Here is a 17,663-nt window from a genome sequence, read left to right as displayed (position 1 = left end):
CTGTACTGTTCTGTGCAATTACTTACGCGCCGCCAAAACTTCGGCCGGCTGGACAATGTTTTCTGCGGATTTATTGGACCAGTTATTACGTGTGTAGGTAATAACTGCTGCAATTTCCGTATCAGATAAAGTTGCCTTCCAGGATGGCATCGCCGCTTTACCGTTCAACACCAAATGTACCTGCGCGTCTTTAGGACCTGCAACAACACCGGAACCATCTAATGCAGGGAAAGCACCAGGAACACCTTTACCTGAGGCTTGATGGCAAACCACACAATTGGAAGCATAGACTTTTTCACCACGCTGTTTGAGCTCATCGATGGTCCAGACTTTATTAGGATCATCGGCTTTTGCGGCCATTTCTTTTTTCTTACCGTCAACCCACAATTTGTAGTCTTCAGCAGAAACCACTTTAACCACGATAGGCATAAAGGCGTGCTCTTTACCGCATAACTCTACGCACTGGCCACGGTAAGTACCGATTTTTTCTGCTTTGAACCAGGTATCGCGCACATATCCCGGAATCGCATCTTGTTTCACACCAAATGCGGGGATAGTCCAAGAGTGGATCACGTCATTGGCCGTCGTAATCAGGCGGACTTTTTTGTTGACCGGCACCACAACTTCATTGTCGACTTCGAGCAGGTAGTTGTCACCGCGCGCTTCCGTTGGAGCGACACCAGGTGAGCCAACCTGCGTACGCGGTGTAGCGAGTGTCGATAAAAATGAAATCCCTTCGCCTTCACCTTTGAGGTAGTCGTAACCCCATTTCCACTGCATACCTGTGGCTTTAATGGTGATATCGGCGTTTGAGGTGTCTTTCATCGCTACTACCGTTTTGGTCGCTGGCAGCGCCATACCGATCACGATAAGGAAAGGAACGATGGTCCAGGCAATTTCTACTGATGTACTTTCATGGAAAGTCGCAGGCTTGTGACCCAAAGATTTACGATGCTTCAGAATAGAATAAAACATGACCCCGAACACGGCCACGAAGATGACCAGGCAAATGATCAGCATCAGATTGTGTATCGAGTAAATTTGTTCGGCTATCTGCGTAACTGGTGTTTGCAAATTTAGCTGAAGTACCGCAGGGCCGCCCTGACTATCTACCACTGCCCATGTCGGCAAACTGGCCGCCAGCAGAGAGGCACCCAGCATGAACGACTTTAATCGCTTTGCTTGTTTCATGTTTTCCCCAAAACCCCGATTAGAATTATTATGAACCAGCGCCAAGACGCATCACCTTGACTACAAATTACATTTAGAGCTAACGCAAAAACATGACTGCAAGGCGCAAATGCATTCGGGGTTAGGGAAATATCCTGTCATCAATTCATATGACACAGTATATTCATTTGATCGGCTAATACTAAAGAGCACTATTCCGACTACACCATATCGACGAAGGCAGTGCAAATTGTACTAGGCTGAACCTTGAAGCTTTCATGCCGACAGCGGCATTTTTTGCATAAGACCTAACAAAGTGCGAACTGGCAACTTCTACAACGGTCTGAGTATAAGATGGAAAGTGAAAGGATATCAAGCAGAATGCACGACAGAAATCGTTGATCTGGCTCAAATGAAACAAATAATTAAAAAATGCTTTACAAGTTTTTGTATTCGTTTTTGATCTGGATTAAATTAGCAAAAATTTAATCCACTCTGGCAATTTCATTTGAGAGGCAAGCTCAGATCCACGAATGCCATTAGCTACCAGAATCTCAATCCCGTTTTTTCGGCAAATCAAAACGCACGATCGATTCTCCTGCAGCCGTTGTGCGGCTGACGGGACGGAAGGCGTGGCCGTAGACAACTTCAAACGTCAGCTTGATGCGACCATCGGCAGCACGTTGGCGTTCTATTGCTGCCAGCAAAGCGCGGTAGGCGTTTTTTCCGCTTAAGCCTTGACGACGCGTACTTAATGGATTGCCACCCAAGGCTCGCACGTCGGCCAGAAGTTTATGCGGATCTTGATAGGTTAGTGTGATTTTTTCCATATCCATGACCGGTGTCGCAAATCCAGCATTGACCAGCATGTCGCCAAAATCATGCATATCCACAAATGGCAGTACGTGCGGTGTTGCATCGACCTGGGCAAAAGCCTCGCGCAATTCGATCAACGTATCCGGACCAAAGCAAGAGAACATCAGCAAACCTTCAGTGCGCAAAATGCGGCGCCACTCAGCGAAAATCAGATCGGGCTGAGGATGCCAGTGCAAAGCCAGATTTGACCAAATCAAGTCAACACTTTGCGGTGCCAGAGGGACACTGGCAAAGTCGCCACATAGTAAGGTGGCGCCTTGTTCACTGCGCAAAGCAGCAGGCGTCCATTTTGCCAACAGGCGTCCGACCGCGCTCATGGCGGCATGCTCTTGCTGCTGAATCTGCGTCAACATTGGTAATGCAGCGTCCAGACCGACTACCTGCGTATCCGGATACATTCTTTGCAATTCAGGCAAATCAGCGCCAGCACCACAACCCGCATCGAGCACCCGTATGGGCTGGATTTTGACGAGTTCCAGCTTTTCGCGCATGCGTCCGGCAATTTCTCTGCGTAAAAAATCAGATGGAGAGATTTTTTCAGGACGAGAGAAAAGCTGGCGAACCAGTTGCAGATCGATAGGAGCACTGAGCATAAAATGGAAACGAACGAAGTTTGGATTTGAATGTGGTAAGGTCGTAGTTTACACGTTTGTGATACCTCACGCTGATTTGCTGCCCATTTGCCACCTATCTATGTTCTATTTACCCCTGATAGTCAGAAAAAGCCTGAGCGTGACAATGAACGCGCTGCTGCCATGCAGTTGCGTGCTGTGCCACGCGCATCAATCCAAAATATTATGTACAGATTGTCAAACCAACTATTTTAGACGAGCGACAAGCCGTTGCAAACAGTGTGCGTTGACTATGCCTCCTGGCGCGAACACGCCACGTTGTGGTGATTGCCTGCAAAACCCACCCTCGTTTGATACCAGTATTGTGGCATGTGATTACGCAGCACCACGAGATCAAATGGTGTTGGCACTCAAGTTCGGTCATCAACTCGCTTTAGCACCTTTATTTGCGCGGATGTTAAGAGATGCGATTTTGCAGAACACGCCGGATAGCCTGCCTGATTTCTTGTGCGCTGTGCCGCTGGGGGAGAACAGATTACGCGAACGGGGTTTTAACCAGGCGACAGAAATTGCCCGTCCCTTAGCACAACATCTTGGTATACCATTCGCGGTCCAGGCAATGCATCGCATCCGCGAGACCAGCCAACAAAGTAGCCTGACACCGGATGCTCGCGTGAAAAACGTCAAAAATGCGTTTATGCTGGATGAAGCCTGGTTATCAAAAGTAAAAGGTGCACACATTGCAATTGTCGATGATGTGATGACGACTGGCATGACCCTGCATGAAATCGCTACAATGCTGAAACGCTTTGGTGCGGAGAAAGTCACGAATTACGTATTTGCCCGCACGCCACCTCATTTTTATTAAGGAAATGCCTTGTTTCACGTCGTCTTAGTTGAGCCCGAAATACCACCAAATACTGGCAATATCATTCGCTTGTGCGCAAACACGGGGGTGCAACTGCACCTGATCGAACCGTTGGGATTCCCCCTTGATGATAGCAAAATGAAACGTGCAGGTCTGGATTACCATGATTATGCGACAATGAAAGTGCATAAAAATTGGGAAGCGTTTCTCGCTCAGGAACAACCAGATCAAAGTCGTATGTTTGCGCTCACTACGCATGGATCTGGTGTATTTGCTAATGCAGAGTTTAAACCTGGCGATTATTTTGTATTTGGCGCCGAAACCCGCGGTCTTGCCCCAGATCTACGCAACAGCTTTCCGGAAGCCCAGCGCATACGCCTGCCTATGCGTCCCGACAACCGCAGCCTGAACTTGTCGAATACCGTGGCGGTCGTCGTTTATGAAGCCTGGCGCCAGAATGGGTTTGTGGGCGGCGCATAAGAAGTGATAGCTTGCTATGCCTTGGCGCTGGCACCCATTGCATAAAATTCACTCACTTTTGTCATTACCTTCCCCCGCAAGCGGGAGAAGGTCTTCAGTTTTGCATAGCCTGAATATAGTAGTCAGGCTGATATAGATTTAGCTACGTGCAGGCAACAAAGTACCTACAACCTCACCAAAACCTACCCGTGCTACGCCTTCTTTTTGTGCCCAACCACGCATGATAATGGCATCGCCATCTTCCATGAAAACGCGCTGCTCACCGTTGCTCAAAGCGATGGACTTTTTACCACCTTCAGTCAGTTCCAACAACGAACCTGCTTCCTCCGGTGCTGGGCCTGATTGCGTGCCTGAACCTAACAAATCACCAGGATTCAGATTACAACCGTTGACGGTATGGTGCGTCACTAACTGAGAAACCGTCCAATACGAATGACGGAAATTCGACAAAGACAAGCGTTGTGGTGGCGTACCGTCAGTGCGCATTTTTTCAGTTTGCAGCAAGACTTCGAGTTCGATGTCGAATGCTGCGCTGTCACGTAAATCAGCAGAATCGAGATAAGGCAATGGCTGTGGATCAGCAGCATCGCGCGTCCAGCCTAGGCGGTACGGTGCGAGCGCTTCCAAGGTGACAACCCAAGGAGAAATCGTCGAAGCGAAATTTTTTGCCAGGAAAGGGCCAAGCGGTTGATATTCCCATGCTTGCACATCACGCGCCGACCAGTCATTCAACAGGCACAGGCCAAACACATGGGATTCAGCGCGTTCCATATTAATCACATCACCCAGTGCATTGCCCTGACCGATGAAAATACCGACTTCCAGTTCATAATCCATACGTTTAGCGGGACCAAATACTGGCGTTTCGGACGTAGGCGGTTTGGTTTGTGCAATCGGGCGACGGAACTGTTGACCTGACACGCCGATAGACGAAGCGCGTCCGTGATAGCCGATTGGTATCCACTTGTAATTTGGCAACAATGGATTATCTGGACGGAATAATTTACCGACCGCTGTTGCGTGGTGCACCGACGTATAGAAATCAGTGTAGTCACCAATCTGTGCTGGCAATGCAAACTCCGCTGCAGATTGTGCCAACAGGCAGGCTTGTAATGTGCCTTGCTGTGAGGAGCCTTCACGCAGCACACGGGACAGCGCCAGGCGTAATGCTGACCATACTGGCGCACCCAAGCCCATCATGCCATTTAAATTCTGACCATTCACAGCAGCGGTAAAATGTCCGCCCTGCAATTCGGTATACCCGGCAAAGGCGTGCACGGCGTGCGCTGCGGCCAGATCGAGAATCTGATCGCCAATCGCCACACCAATGCGGAAAGTCTGATTACTGCCCTGACGACGAAACATGCCATACGGCAAATTTTGGATCGGGAAATCAGTCTCAGCATTGTTGGCCGAGGCGACCCAGCTACGCAGGTTGATGTCGTGGGTTTCGTTGAGTTGAACCGTCATTTATTTTTGCTCCGGATTGAAATACTTTTTAATACCCTGCCAGCATTGGTAGTAATCGGCCTGCAATTGCGGCGATTCCATCGCGGCACGGGTAGGTTTGATGATATTACGCGTTTCTATCATAAACGCCATCGTATCATCGACTTTGTGCGGCGTGCGGGTATCGGCATTACTTGCCTTCTCAAAAGTCGGCGCATCGGGACCATGTCCACTCATGCAATTGTGCAAACTAGAACCGCCCGGACGGAATCCGGTCGACTTCGCATCGTATTGTCCATGTATCAAACCCATGAACTCGGATGCAATATTGCGATGGAACCAGGGTGGGCGGAAGGTATTTTCAGCCGCTAACCAGCGCGGTGGAAATATCACAAAATCAATCGTATCGACGCCTGGTGTATCGCTAGGCGCTTGCAAAACCAGGAAGATCGACGGATCTGGATGGTCGTAGCTGATCGAGCCAATCGTATTAAAGTGACGCAAATCATATTTGTAAGGCGCGAAATTGCCATGCCATGCCACGACATCTAAAGGCGAATGACCAATTTTTGCCGACCACAAATGACCGCTGAATTTTGCGACCAGTTCAAAGTCGCCTTCTTTGTCTTCATACCAGGCAACTGGGGTCTGGAAGTCCCGTGGATTGGCTAAACCATTGGAGCCAATCACGCCCAGATCTGGCAATTTCAACATGCAGCCAAAGTTTTCGCAGACATAGCCACGTGCTTCGCCATCGGGTAATTGCACCTGGAAACGGATACCACGCGGAATGACTGCGATCTCTTGCGGCTCAATATTGAGCAGCCCCATTTCTGTGCGCAAATGCAGGCGACCTTGTTGCGGAATAATCAGCAATTCAGCATCAGCGTTGTAATAAAAACGCCCAACCATGTCTTTATTTGCTGCGTATAAATGAATCGCACATCCGGTTTGCGCATCAGCAGAACCATTACCTGCCATCGTCAACCAGCCATCAATAAAATCGGTCGGCACGGCCGGCATTGGCTGCGGATCCCAACGCAATTGATTTGGCGTTGAAGGTGCAGCTGAAAAGTCATTGGTCATCTTACCATTATCGATTTGTTTGAATGGCTGATGCATCGCTGCCGGACGAATACGATAGGTCCAGGAGCGACGATTCGCGTGACGCGGCGCAGTAAATGCCGTGCCAGAAATTTGCTCGGCATATAAGCCATACGCACATTTTTGTGGTGAATTCTGATTTTGTGGCAAAGCGCCTGGCAAGGCTTCGGTGGCGTATTCATTCGCAAAACCGGTTTGATAGACCAGGTCTTCTGTTGCCACGGGTGTATTTATCTGCACGCTCATCATCACTCCTTGATCAAAATATTCAATGTGAAATTCATTTATCTGGTAACACGATACGACCTCGCCGGACACCGGGTCAAATTCGTCAGTTCTTATGTGTTATTTCCGTGTCAGTCCGGAATGTAGTGCATGTTAAGTATTTTTGCGATATAAATACAAAAATACAGATCATTCACTAAATCAATAATGCTGGAAGCCAAAGACATAGACTTAAATCTGCTGGTCATCTTCCAGCATGTATTTCAGGAAAGACAAATTTCTGCCGTAGCGCGGCAGCTTGGTTTGTCGCAGCCAGCGGTCAGCAATGCTTTAGCCCGCTTGCGGCGTGCCGTCGGTGATGAGTTATTTGTGCGGACCGCCACAGGTATGCAACCGACCCCCAGAGCGCAAGAGCTGGCTGATTCGGTCACTGTTGCAATGAGGCACATAACATTCGCCCTTAATCCGAAAGAAGATTTCGACGCCAGCACCAGTCAGCGCCAATTCACGATTGCCATGACCGATGTGGGTGAAGTTTATTTCATGCCCTTGCTTGCCGCCAAATTGCATGCGTGTGCCCCACATCTGTGTCTGACTACGGTGCGTGCCAGCAGCATTGATCTCAAAACAGAAATGGAATCGGGACGCGTCGATTTGGCCATTGGCGCATTTGATGATTTATCTGAAGCCTGGTATCAGCGGCGTTTATTCAAGCAAAATTATGTGTGTATGTTTCGCCAGACGCATCCTTTAGCTGACAAGCAAATTGACATGAAGGAATTTGTGGCGGCACAGCATCTTATTGTTGCCTCGCAGGAACAGCCTTACCTAAAAATTAATCAAAGTTTGGAAAAAGCTGGAATCAGCGCCTCGGCGCATTTTAAGGTGCCGCATTTTGTGGCTGTCCCTTACATCGTCAGCAGCTCGGATTTGCTGGTTACGGTGCCGCAAAAATTAGCCGAACGTGCAGCAGTGCCTTTTGGTCTGAAGTACGTCAAGCCACCGCTACGTTTGCCAAGTTTACAAACCAATATTTTCTGGCATCGTCGATATCATCAGGATGCAGGTAACTTGTGGTTAAGACATTTTATTTCAGAACATTTCTTAGAAACTTAACTACATAAAAATCCAATGTATTCGCAAAAATTCGGCAAAATTCGGCAAAAAATAAGATAAATCGATTCTGAGCTGAAAAAACTTCATTCTTAGACTGAAACGATTTCCCCCATCAAACAGAAAATATCCCCTACACTTTTGCTTATTCAATTTCCATCCGGAGTCTCAGCATGCCTGTCATTACTTGTGTAGAAGATTTACGTTTGCTCGCAAAAAAACGCGTTCCGAAAGCGTTTTACGACTACGCCGATAGTGGCTCCTATACCGAAAGCACCTACAAGGCGAACAGCAGTGATCTGGCGGCAATCAAATTGCGTCAGCGGGTTGCTATCAACGTTGAAAACCGCTCTACCCGTACTACGATGGTGGGACAAGAAGTGACCATGCCCGTGGCGATTGCGCCCACCGGCCTGACTGGCATGCAATGGGCTAATGGCGAAATGTTAGGCGCCATTGCAGCTGAGAAATTTGGCGTGCCATTCACCTTGTCAACCATGAGTATTTGTTCGATCGAAGATGTGGCGAGTGTCACTACCAAGCCATTCTGGTTTCAGTTGTACGTAATGCGCGACCGCGGTTTTGTGAAAGAAATGATACAACGCGCCAAAGCCGCCAAATGCTCGGCGCTGGTGTTGACCCTCGATTTACAGATTTTAGGGCAACGTCATAAAGACCTCAAAAACGGCATGTCCGTGCCACCAAAGTTGACCCTGGCGAATATCATTGATCTGACAACCAAACCAGCATGGGCATTGCGTGCATTAACTGGTCGCAAAACCTTTGGCAATCTGGTCGGTCACGTCAAAGGTGGTGATGGTATTTTGACTTTGAGTCAATGGACCGCAAGTCAGTTTGACCCCACCCTGAATTGGGAAGACGTAGCATGGATCAAACAAGAATGGGGCGGTAAGCTGATTCTTAAAGGCATTCTGGATGTGGAAGATGCAAAATTGGCAGTAGCAGCGGGAGCCGATGCGATCGTAGTGAGCAATCACGGTGGGCGTCAGTTAGATGGCGCAATGTCATCGATTGAAGCTTTGCCTGCTATCGTTGAAGCGGTTGGCCATCAAACTGAAGTCTGGTTTGACGGCGGCATCCGCACTGGTCAGGATATTTTAAAAGCTACCGCGCTAGGTGCGAAAGGCAGCATGGTTGGACGTGCGTTTTTGTATGGTCTGGGTGCGATGGGCGAGCAAGGCGTGACCAAGATGTTAGAGATTTTGCAGAAAGAATTGGATGTCAGCATGGCGCTGACTGGCACCAAGGATATACGTGATGTTGGGTTGAGTAATATTATCCGCTAATCAAATGCCGTACTCGTCTCACCCGTGAAAGAGAAAAATAGGTGATGGAGGTAATTGCAAAAGATAGATTAGTTATCGGTTGAGGCGATAACAACATGTCGATCGCATGAATTTGTAGCGCGGCTCATCAAGCCTCCTCATCCCTGCCCTTCCCCTGCTTGCGGGAGAAGGGTTCTGGCGCTTAGTGCTGGCGGCACCCGCGCAGCGAATGCACCATAACAAATTTGGCGTGTTGCACTCGCCCAACCAAACTCATTTCAAGTATTTTTTCGCCCGTACGCCTCTATCATTCCGGAGATATCTTTGAGGGGCAGGATGGTATCAACCGCACCAAGTTTGACGGCTTCTTTGGGCATGCCGTAGACGACGCAACTCTTCTCGTCCTGCGCCAGCGTTTCTGCACCGGCATCATGCATTTCTTTCATGCCTAGCGCGCCGTCATCTCCCATGCCGGTCATCATCACACCGAGGGCATTTGCCCCCGCACATTTGGCAACAGATCGGAACAGAACATCGACCGAGGGCCTATGCCTGTTGACAGGTGGTGCATCAACAATCTCTACGTGATACTGAGCACCACTGCGCTTAACTAACATATGCCGCCCACCGGGTGCGATCAGTGCCCGGCCATTGATTACGCGATCACCATTCTTTGCTTCCAACACTTCGATAGGACAGATTTTATTGAGCCTGTCAGCAAATGCGGCGGTAAATTTTTCTGGCATATGCTGCACAATCACCATACCGGGCGTAGTGCGATTTAACGCACTTAAGACCAGCTCCAGGGCTTGTGTGCCGCCGGTAGACGTACCTATCGCCACCAACTTATCGGTGGTCACTGACATCGCCACTGTACCTCTGGCTTCCAACGCTGGAATCGCTTCGCTAACACTTAACTTAGCTGTCGGATTCAGCGATGCCATACTCAGCGCTTTGACGCGCCGCATATCAGCCGACGCTGCAGCTTTCACTGCCTGAATTATCTCGCCGGCATCTTGCTCCAAAAAACCCTTCAACCCAGCTTTCGGTTTAGTGACGATGCCGACCGCACCTGCGGCCATCGCTTGCATCGAGGTCGAAGCACCCTTTTCTGTCAAGGTAGAACAAATAATCACAGGGGTTGGACGGACAGACATCAGCTTTTTGAGAAAAGTTATACCATCCATACGTGGCATTTCTACGTCTAGCACCACGACATCGGGCCAACGCTGATTCATTTTATCCATCGCAAAGATGGGATCAGATGCCGACGCAATGACTTCAATGTCAGGATCTTTGCTCAGCACGGCACTCAATACTTGACGGACAACCGCTGAATCGTCGACTAACATGACTTTTATTTTGGTACTCACGGTACGATCACTTTCTCTACGTGCTTGACCCAAACGTCACCCGACCATAGATCAAACATAATGTTTCTATGCCCCACGCCCCCCATGTGCTCGGTTCTGACTAAAAAACCGTGCTCAGATAACAACTTGCGACCTAAATCGATATTTTTGTCCGACACCGTCATTTCCCCCACATTTTGGGACGGAAATTGATTACCGCCACCAAACATTTTGACATCAAAATCACGCGGAAGAGTGCGAAATTTTTTAATTTCATGCATAAACAGTTGTACCGCATCTTCGGCATAACGGCCATCAAGATGCGCATGTTGTTGACGACGATTATTCTTGGGAAGCATGTAGTGACACATACCACCAATTCGCAAGATCGGATGCCACAGCGTTATAGCAACACATGAACCAAGTATAGTACGAATACGCGTGTCACTATCACCGAAATAGAACTCTCCGGGTTGTAAAAAAATTTCTATGTAAAAACTGGGAGCATCCATACTAAGAAGATCACTTTACTTGAAAAATTTGGTGTGTCGAACGTATTCAAAAGCAGCGCGTTTTTAAAAATTCTCAAAAATCACTGCCCACCAAAAAAGAAAAATAATCTTAACAAGCAGCTTTGGCTGAGATGACTTAAGCCTCTAACCGGTAAATCGAAGGATTCACTAATTTCAATGCAGTCTTCATTCCGTTGAGTGTTTCGGAATGACTGATAAATAAGTAGCCGCCGGGTCGCAATTTTTCAACCAGTCTTTGCACCAATTTTTGTTTAGTTTCCTGATCAAAATAGATCATCACATTACGCAAGAAAATAACGTCTAACAGACCAACATCCGGTAATGGCTCAATCAAATTTACCGGCAAGAATCGCACACGTGAACGTAATGCCGAGTCGATCAAAAAAAAGTCTTCAAATTCGTCACGCCCTTTAAGACAATATTTTTTTAACAGTGATGGCGGAATTTTATCGGCCGCACTCATGGGATATAAAGCACGAGACGCTTTCTCGAGTACTTGGGTAGAGATATCGGAGCCTATAATTTCCCACCCGTCACCCGGAAAATATTCCGCTAACATCATCGCTATCGTATATGCCTCTTCACCACTGGAACTGGCAGCACTCCAGATCCGCAAACCACGTTGCTTTGCATACTGCGGAAATATCACTTTTTGCAAAAAATCAAAATGCTTGGGTTCACGGAAAAAATAGGTTTCATTGGTCGTCAGTAAATCAATGGCAACCGTCGTTTCATCTTCAAAACCTGGTAATCCGAGCAAAGCAAAATAATCCCCATAAGCAGTCAGACCACGCTTACGAAGACGTTTATCCAAGCGCCCCATGACCAAGGCCTGTTTACCATCATTGAGCGTGATTCCGGTGCGGTCATACATGAACCGGGATATCCATTCAAACTCATTTTTTTTCAGTGGTTGTATGCCCCTCAGCACCATCGGTTCAGGCTTCATGCTCCGACTCCGCACTGATATTCAATTCTGCACCACCCAACATGGAGCTGCCTAGTGCAGACATCTCCTCGACAGACAGTACTTGCGCAAGATTAAGCACAATGATGAAACGCCCATTGCGCTTTGCCATTCCACTGATAAAGTCCTGCCGTATGCGTCCGCCGAAAGCCGGAGGCGGTTCAATGTCGGCATTCGCAATGTCCACGACTTCATTTACCGCATCCACCATGACACCGATACTTTGCTTCTCGGTTTCGTCTTCATGCTCTTGCGCCATTTCGATAATCACGATACTGGTACGGCGTGCGACATTGGTGATGCCTTTACCAAAACGTGCCGTCATATCAACCACCGGAACTACTTTACCGCGCAGATTAATAACGCCACGTATAAAGCTTGGCATCATAGGTACTTCGGTTAAATCTCCATATTGGATAATTTCTTTAATATGAAGAATCTCCAATGCATACACCTCACCGCCTAATACAAAGGTTAAGTATTGACCTGTCGTACCCAAGTCTTTAGCTTCGCCCGCTGACACCTCGCCGGACCGTTTTTTTGCCTCGATAATCGCCCCCATTTCTAGCTCCTAGAAGCGCTCAAACTTAGCTTCATCAATATTATTTCCAGCTACGGCGACGATACGGCCACGTTTTGAAGTATTCGATCCATGCCGGACTGATTTGATTTCAACAGCATGAGGACGATGACTGTCTTGCGCAATTTTAAAGAAACCAACCAGATCTTTTAACTGTTCAGCCTGACTGGTCATTTCTTCAGAAGTTGCTGCAAGCTCTTCGCTCGATGAAGCATTTTGCTGGGTAATTTGATTCATCTGATTCATCGCGGTATTAATTTGCGATACACCTGCAGACTGTTCTTGCGACGCGGCCGCGATCTCTTGTACCAAATCCGAGGTGCGGCCAATGCCTGGGACAATTTCGTCAATCAACTCACCTGCACGTTCTGCCGTCTTAACGCTACCACCCGCAAGGTCGCCAATTTCTTTGGCTGCAATCTGACTGCGTTCAGCCAGCTTACGTACTTCTGCCGCAACTACTGCAAAGCCTTTACCGTGCTCACCCGCACGAGCCGCTTCAATCGCCGCATTCAATGCCAGCATATTTGTCTGGTAGGCGATGTCATCAATGATGCCAATCTTCGAAGCGATTTCTTTCATTGCCGATACGGTATGTTTGACAGCGACACCCCCCTCAGTCGCTTCTTTCGCTGCTTTACCTGCGATACCATCGGTAACTTTGGCATTTTCTGCATTCTGATTTATACCCGCTGCCATCTGTTCTATGCTGGCACTGGTTTCTTCAACACTGGCAGCCTGCTCACTCGCCGCTTGCGATAAAGCTTGTGAAGTGGCACTCACTTGCTCAGAGGCGTTAGATAAAGCATCTGTGGCGTTAATCACGTCAGTCACAATTTGCGACAAACGATCAACCGTTTCGTTACTAGATGCTTTCAAGGCACCGAAAGTACCTTCATAATCTTTATCGATAGTTTGCGTTAAATCACCTTTGGATATTGCAGCCAGAACGCGCAATACTTCATTCAGACCCTCATCGCTGGTTGCCATCAAACGATTAATGTCAGCACTGAGTTTGCCGAAGAAGCCGGTTTTACCTTCTTCAACAATACGGGTTGTAAAGTTACCGGCCACCGCTTGCTCAACAATATTGCCAACTTCTTTTTCAATCGCAACTTCGGCAGTACGGTCTACCCACTCCACCACGCTGCCCAAGCGTTCGCCTTTATCGCTCATGACCGGATTTGCAGATAAGGAAAAGGTACGCGCACCGACCACGATTTGTGCTTTGTGATTGCTGGTAAAGCTACCCAGCATGGTTTTTTGATGTTCGGGATTTTTATGGAACTGATCGATATTTGAACCCATCAATTTCGACACATTGAAATTTGGCAGCACTTTACGAATGTCAGCTTCCGCCGCTGTCAGCATGTCTCCTATCGACTTGTTCATGTAAATGATATTGCGATCAGGATCAGCAATCATGACGTTGGTTGCGCAATTATCGAGCGCAATTTTAATCCGCAAATTTTCTTTGGCGACGATTTCCGATTCATCCATGCGAGCGCGTATATTACCTACCATAGCTGCCAGGTTAGCAGCAATACTGGAAATATCATTGTCAGCCAATTTCAGCTCTGCAGAAAAATCTCCGGATGCCACGCGGTTTGCATATTCAACCACATCAGTAGGTTCCTGACCGATTTGACGGATCACCATCTTAATCATGAACCACGCCAATAATACGACAACCAAAAACATCAACAGGCACGCACCGACAGTAAGCATGCGTTGCGATTTCAATTGCTTATTCCGATCCTCAGTACGTCTGACTAATTCTTTGATCACTAAACGCTCTAAATCGTGCGTCGAGTCAATGATTGCTGAGATTTTTTGTGCATAAGCAGGCGCTTCAATATCGAATGTTTTGGCATCCAGTAATTTTTCAGCCGTAAGCTGCGCAGCCTCTTTGGCGCGAATTTTCTGTTCCTCCATTTTGCTACTAAGTGCATCTTTGTAGATATTATCGACAGCAATGAGTTTAGAAAAATTCCTTTCATTTCTGACGACATGATCAGCAATGACTGCATTATTTGCCGCGAGCTTTCCTCTATTTGAATCAGTGAGTGCTTTATTGACCAAGGCATCAACGCCGATTGCTCTCGCTATGCGGAAGTTTTCTGTCAATCTGACGACACTATCACTACCCATGGTAGCAAGATAAAACGTGCCTGCATCTGGGCTTAAGAGCAAGTTTCCATTATCAGAAATCGTCTCTATCAATTCAAAAATTTTACCAATTAATCTTCCATGCGTTTCCCGATTTTGCTCTAAATTTTGGTTATCTTGTTCTCCAATGGTGGTAGTCCAGGTTTGCTTTAACTGGTTGATTTTTTCATCGAGGGTCAGCTCGGGATATTGTTTGCTATAAGCCTGTATCGCATCAATCTCAGTATTAAATTCCTGTGCCGTACCGTCGCGCAGAGATCTCGCATTTTTGTCACCATTAATGAGGGTCTGATTTTGCAGACTATGGCGTTGCGCCAATTGCAAAAGCTTAGTAGCGGGCTCCAAAGAATGAGCACCCGATTTTTCAAAGTCGGAATCATGCACTTCCTGATTCGCCGCTCGAAGATACAACGCAAATGGCAAGCCAAATAAGGCTATGACAAATAAGCCGACGAGTGAAAATTTCTGCCACATTTTCAAGGATTCTAAGAGCGATTTCATCTGTGCTTCCTTTCTTCGGGGAACAACATTCACTATGAACTAAAAGTATTCGTTTAAACTTCCTGAACCTGTTTGGAATTTCCAATGACTGACATACTGGAAGTCAAATGCTTCCTCTGTTCTTGTGCTGTGTAGAGTTGTGTCATGGCTGGGATACTTAGTATTAACGCCACTTCACCACTACCTAAAATTGTTGAACCACCTAAACCTTTAACGTGGTTAAACAACCGGCCTAAAGGTTTAATCACTGTTTGAAATTCTCCCATCAAACGATCAACGACCAATCCCGCTTTGGTATTGCCGTAGCCAACCACGACAATGTTTTGACGGCGCGGTACATCGCCTTCAATATCAAACAGATGACGCAAACGGATGAACGGCAACACTTCGCCGCGCAAATCCATGTAATCAAGATCTTGGTTATCCTTAGGTAATTCCAGGCACTCAATCACATGATCGAGAGGGACGACAAACGACGAGGTACCAACCCCGACCAAAAATCCATCAATGATGGCCAGGGTCAGCGGCAGGCGTATGCGCATCGTGGCACCGACGCCCATTTCACTATCGATATCGATGGTACCTCTGAGGGCATTGACATTACGTTTGACCACATCCATACCGACACCACGGCCAGATAAATTGGACACCTGATCGGCCGTTGAAAATCCGGGCTCAAATATCAGTGCGTATATTTCTCTGTCACTCAGGTTAGTATTGGGTGCGACTAAACCGCGTTCGACCGCTTTTGCAAGAATTTTGTCTTTATTCAAACCGCCACCATCGTCACTGACTTCAATGATGATGCTGCCAGATTCGTGATACGCATTCAGGCGTAAAATCCCTTGTGCAGGCTTGCCTCTGGCGAGCCGTATGGCAGAAGACTCTATGCCATGATCCATAGAATTGCGAACTAAATGCATCAACGGATCGCCAATTTTTTCAACGACAGATTTGTCGACTTCTGTATCACCGCCAGAAATCTCAAGCACGATGTCTTTACCCAATTCCATACTGACATCTCTGACCACACGCTGAAAGCGACTGAAGGTCGTTCCGATAGGCACCATGCGCAATTGCAAGGCACTATCGCGGACTTCTTCGACCAGACGCATCACTTCACTAGTAGATTCTAATAATGCAATGTCAGCCGTCTTACTAGCACGTAAATTTGCACCAGCACCAGCGATGACCAGCTCGCCCACCAGATCAATTAATTTATCGAGCCTTTCAGCATCGACACGAATGCTTTGTCGTTCGCGCGCCTTAGAGTCTTTCACCTGTTGCTGCTTGTTGAGCGCCGCAGTTAACACCAGCGCTTGTAACATCTCCTCTTTCACTAGAATTTCACCGATAGGTAATTGCGATGCGCGATCTTCTGGTGACAGATTTTCTTTTCTTTGCTTCTGCAGTTGCAAACAAGTTTCTAATTCATTTTTGGTCAGTACACCGCTCTTGATCAAAATCTCGCCAAGCAATTCATCATCATTCGGCAGCGCATTGATGATTTCTATGTACTCGTCAATTTTGCTATTTGGTGGAACGATGCGAATCACACTGTCTTCATTGACGAACTCAAAGACATTTTCTATCGCTTCTTTTGTTGCATTACTTTTTAAGACGACCTCAAAACCCAGATAACAGGTCTCAGGATCCATGTCTTCTGCTTCAGGCAAATCGTTGCTAAGAGTAATCAAGTGAACGACATCACCTAAGGTGCTCAGGTAACGAATAAAAGAGAGGGGATCCATGCCATTACGCAGACAATCAGGGCCGAAACGTAAAGATAAGTACCAGTTACCCGCATCCACTGCCTCACCTTCCGTGCGACTTGCCGGGTTTGCCTCGTCGTGTCGATGGTGAGCAAGCCGACCATGATCGGTCGATCCATCTGGTTTCTGATCGAGAAACTGTCCTAACTGAAGATGTAGTTGTGCCCCTGCCGCAGCTAAATCAATGGCGTCACCCAATTCACCGGCAGCAATCCGGTCTATCAGCAAACCAAGATGATCACAGCAAGGTAGGAGAACAGCAACTAATTGAGAAGAAATCGGAATATCACCATCACGGACTTTGTCTAACAAGCTTTCAAGCACATGGGTAAAACGCACAACGTGATCTAGTCCAAATAAGCCGGAGGAGCCTTTGATGGTGTGCGCAGCACGGAAAATAGCATTGATCGCATCAACAGAGTCATCGCTGTGTTCGAGGCTCAGCAACAAATCTTCCATATCCCGCAACAAATCGCGACTTTCAACGATAAACGTTTCCAGCGCAGCTTTCATTTCAAAATCGAAACTCATTCAATCCTCCGCCTATATTCCTATGGAATGCTGTGCTTCAGGTACTTGAGATGGTATGTCGGTTATCCGGTAAAACGAATGCTATGAATGCTATGAATGCTATGAATGTTATGAG

Annotated in this window: 14 protein-coding genes; 4 read left to right on the top strand and 10 right to left on the bottom strand. The window is 47.4% G+C overall.

Going from position 1 to position 17,663, the window contains the following annotated elements; translation table 11 throughout:
* Positions 1–18: 18 nt before the first annotated feature.
* Together coxB and H8K32_RS15735 are read right to left on the bottom strand one after the other, a co-directional pair.
* Positions 19–1,191: a cytochrome c oxidase subunit II gene (gene coxB, locus H8K32_RS15740; protein ID WP_186913499.1), complete on the bottom strand. Its 1,173-nt coding sequence runs from the start codon at positions 1,189–1,191 to the stop codon at positions 19–21.
* A gap of 533 nt (positions 1,192–1,724) precedes the next feature.
* Positions 1,725–2,639, bottom strand: a complete 915-nt coding sequence (locus H8K32_RS15735) for a methyltransferase domain-containing protein (RefSeq protein WP_186913498.1) — start codon at positions 2,637–2,639, stop codon at positions 1,725–1,727.
* On the opposite strand from H8K32_RS15735, the gene H8K32_RS20670 reads away from it, so the two are divergent.
* Positions 2,536–3,486: a ComF family protein gene (locus tag H8K32_RS20670; protein WP_343068042.1), complete on the top strand. Its 951-nt coding sequence runs from the start codon at positions 2,536–2,538 to the stop codon at positions 3,484–3,486. The genes H8K32_RS15735 and H8K32_RS20670 overlap by 104 nt on opposite strands.
* 9 nt (positions 3,487–3,495) lie before the next feature.
* Complete coding sequence (trmL, locus tag H8K32_RS15725; RefSeq protein WP_186913496.1) at positions 3,496–3,966, top strand: tRNA (uridine(34)/cytosine(34)/5-carboxymethylaminomethyluridine(34)-2'-O)-methyltransferase TrmL; 471 nt, start codon at positions 3,496–3,498, stop codon at positions 3,964–3,966.
* Positions 3,967–4,104: 138 nt separating this feature from the next.
* Here the strand turns inward: trmL and fahA are convergent, their stop codons facing one another.
* Positions 4,105–5,436, bottom strand: a complete 1,332-nt coding sequence (gene fahA / locus H8K32_RS15720; RefSeq protein WP_186913495.1) for a fumarylacetoacetase — start codon at positions 5,434–5,436, stop codon at positions 4,105–4,107.
* Positions 5,437–6,765: a homogentisate 1,2-dioxygenase gene (hmgA, locus tag H8K32_RS15715; RefSeq protein WP_246447409.1), complete on the bottom strand. Its 1,329-nt coding sequence runs from the start codon at positions 6,763–6,765 to the stop codon at positions 5,437–5,439. It lies immediately after the preceding gene.
* Positions 6,766–6,951: 186 nt separating this feature from the next.
* Between hmgA and H8K32_RS15710 the strand changes: the two genes are divergently transcribed.
* Together H8K32_RS15710 and H8K32_RS15705 are read left to right on the top strand one after the other, a co-directional pair.
* On the top strand, positions 6,952–7,860 hold the full coding sequence (locus H8K32_RS15710; protein ID WP_186913494.1) for a LysR family transcriptional regulator: 909 nt from the start codon (positions 6,952–6,954) through the stop codon (positions 7,858–7,860).
* Positions 7,861–8,030: 170 nt separating this feature from the next.
* Positions 8,031–9,164, top strand: a complete 1,134-nt coding sequence (locus tag H8K32_RS15705) for an alpha-hydroxy acid oxidase (RefSeq protein WP_186913493.1) — start codon at positions 8,031–8,033, stop codon at positions 9,162–9,164.
* Positions 9,165–9,421: 257 nt separating this feature from the next.
* Here the strand turns inward: H8K32_RS15705 and H8K32_RS15700 are convergent, their stop codons facing one another.
* From H8K32_RS15700 to H8K32_RS15675, 6 genes are all read right to left on the bottom strand, one after another.
* Complete coding sequence (locus H8K32_RS15700; RefSeq protein ID WP_186913543.1) at positions 9,422–10,495, bottom strand: protein-glutamate methylesterase/protein-glutamine glutaminase; 1,074 nt, start codon at positions 10,493–10,495, stop codon at positions 9,422–9,424.
* Between the two features lie 17 nt (positions 10,496–10,512).
* On the bottom strand, positions 10,513–11,007 hold the full coding sequence (locus H8K32_RS15695) for a chemotaxis protein CheD (RefSeq protein ID WP_186913492.1): 495 nt from the start codon (positions 11,005–11,007) through the stop codon (positions 10,513–10,515).
* Between the two features lie 136 nt (positions 11,008–11,143).
* Entirely contained in the window at positions 11,144–11,977 is an 834-nt protein-coding gene (locus H8K32_RS15690; protein ID WP_246447407.1) for a CheR family methyltransferase, read from the bottom strand.
* Entirely contained in the window at positions 11,967–12,557 is a 591-nt protein-coding gene (locus H8K32_RS15685; protein WP_186913491.1) for a chemotaxis protein CheW, read from the bottom strand. Before H8K32_RS15685 ends, H8K32_RS15690 begins: the two co-directional genes overlap by 11 nt.
* Positions 12,558–12,566: 9 nt before the next feature.
* A complete protein-coding gene (locus tag H8K32_RS20745; protein WP_186913490.1) occupies positions 12,567–15,245 on the bottom strand; it encodes a methyl-accepting chemotaxis protein in 2,679 nt (892 codons plus the stop codon).
* 53 nt (positions 15,246–15,298) lie between these two features.
* Positions 15,299–17,548, bottom strand: coding sequence for a chemotaxis protein CheA (locus H8K32_RS15675; RefSeq protein ID WP_186913489.1), 2,250 nt, complete (start codon positions 17,546–17,548; stop codon positions 15,299–15,301).
* Between the last annotated feature and the right edge of the window lie 115 nt (positions 17,549–17,663).

This window comes from Cognatundibacterium jejuense (genome assembly GCF_014284255.1).
Taxonomy (GTDB): Bacteria; Pseudomonadota; Gammaproteobacteria; order Burkholderiales; family Burkholderiaceae_D; genus Undibacterium; species Undibacterium jejuense.
Note: the sequence above shows the minus strand (reverse complement) of the source record. Positions and strands in the feature narration are given on the sequence as shown.

Excerpts from the sequence above, each read along its gene's own strand:
- H8K32_RS20745 (WP_186913490.1), bottom strand. The coding sequence starts at position 15,245 with ATGAAATCGCTCTTAGAATCCTTGAAAATGTGGCAGAAATTTTCACTC.
- H8K32_RS20670 (WP_343068042.1), top strand. The coding sequence starts at position 2,536 with ATGCGTCCGGCAATTTCTCTGCGTAAAAAATCAGATGGAGAGATTTTT.
- H8K32_RS15675 (WP_186913489.1), bottom strand. The coding sequence starts at position 17,548 with ATGAGTTTCGATTTTGAAATGAAAGCTGCGCTGGAAACGTTTATCGTT.
- H8K32_RS15690 (WP_246447407.1), bottom strand. The coding sequence starts at position 11,977 with ATGAAGCCTGAACCGATGGTGCTGAGGGGCATACAACCACTGAAAAAA.
- H8K32_RS15695 (WP_186913492.1), bottom strand. The coding sequence starts at position 11,007 with ATGGATGCTCCCAGTTTTTACATAGAAATTTTTTTACAACCCGGAGAG.
- H8K32_RS15705 (WP_186913493.1), top strand. The coding sequence starts at position 8,031 with ATGCCTGTCATTACTTGTGTAGAAGATTTACGTTTGCTCGCAAAAAAA.
- hmgA (WP_246447409.1), bottom strand. The coding sequence starts at position 6,765 with ATGAGCGTGCAGATAAATACACCCGTGGCAACAGAAGACCTGGTCTAT.
- H8K32_RS15735 (WP_186913498.1), bottom strand. The coding sequence starts at position 2,639 with ATGCTCAGTGCTCCTATCGATCTGCAACTGGTTCGCCAGCTTTTCTCT.
- H8K32_RS15685 (WP_186913491.1), bottom strand. The coding sequence starts at position 12,557 with ATGGGGGCGATTATCGAGGCAAAAAAACGGTCCGGCGAGGTGTCAGCG.
- H8K32_RS15710 (WP_186913494.1), top strand. The coding sequence starts at position 6,952 with ATGCTGGAAGCCAAAGACATAGACTTAAATCTGCTGGTCATCTTCCAG.
- fahA (WP_186913495.1), bottom strand. The coding sequence starts at position 5,436 with ATGACGGTTCAACTCAACGAAACCCACGACATCAACCTGCGTAGCTGG.
- H8K32_RS15700 (WP_186913543.1), bottom strand. The coding sequence starts at position 10,495 with ATGTTAGTCGACGATTCAGCGGTTGTCCGTCAAGTATTGAGTGCCGTG.
- coxB (WP_186913499.1), bottom strand. The coding sequence starts at position 1,191 with ATGAAACAAGCAAAGCGATTAAAGTCGTTCATGCTGGGTGCCTCTCTG.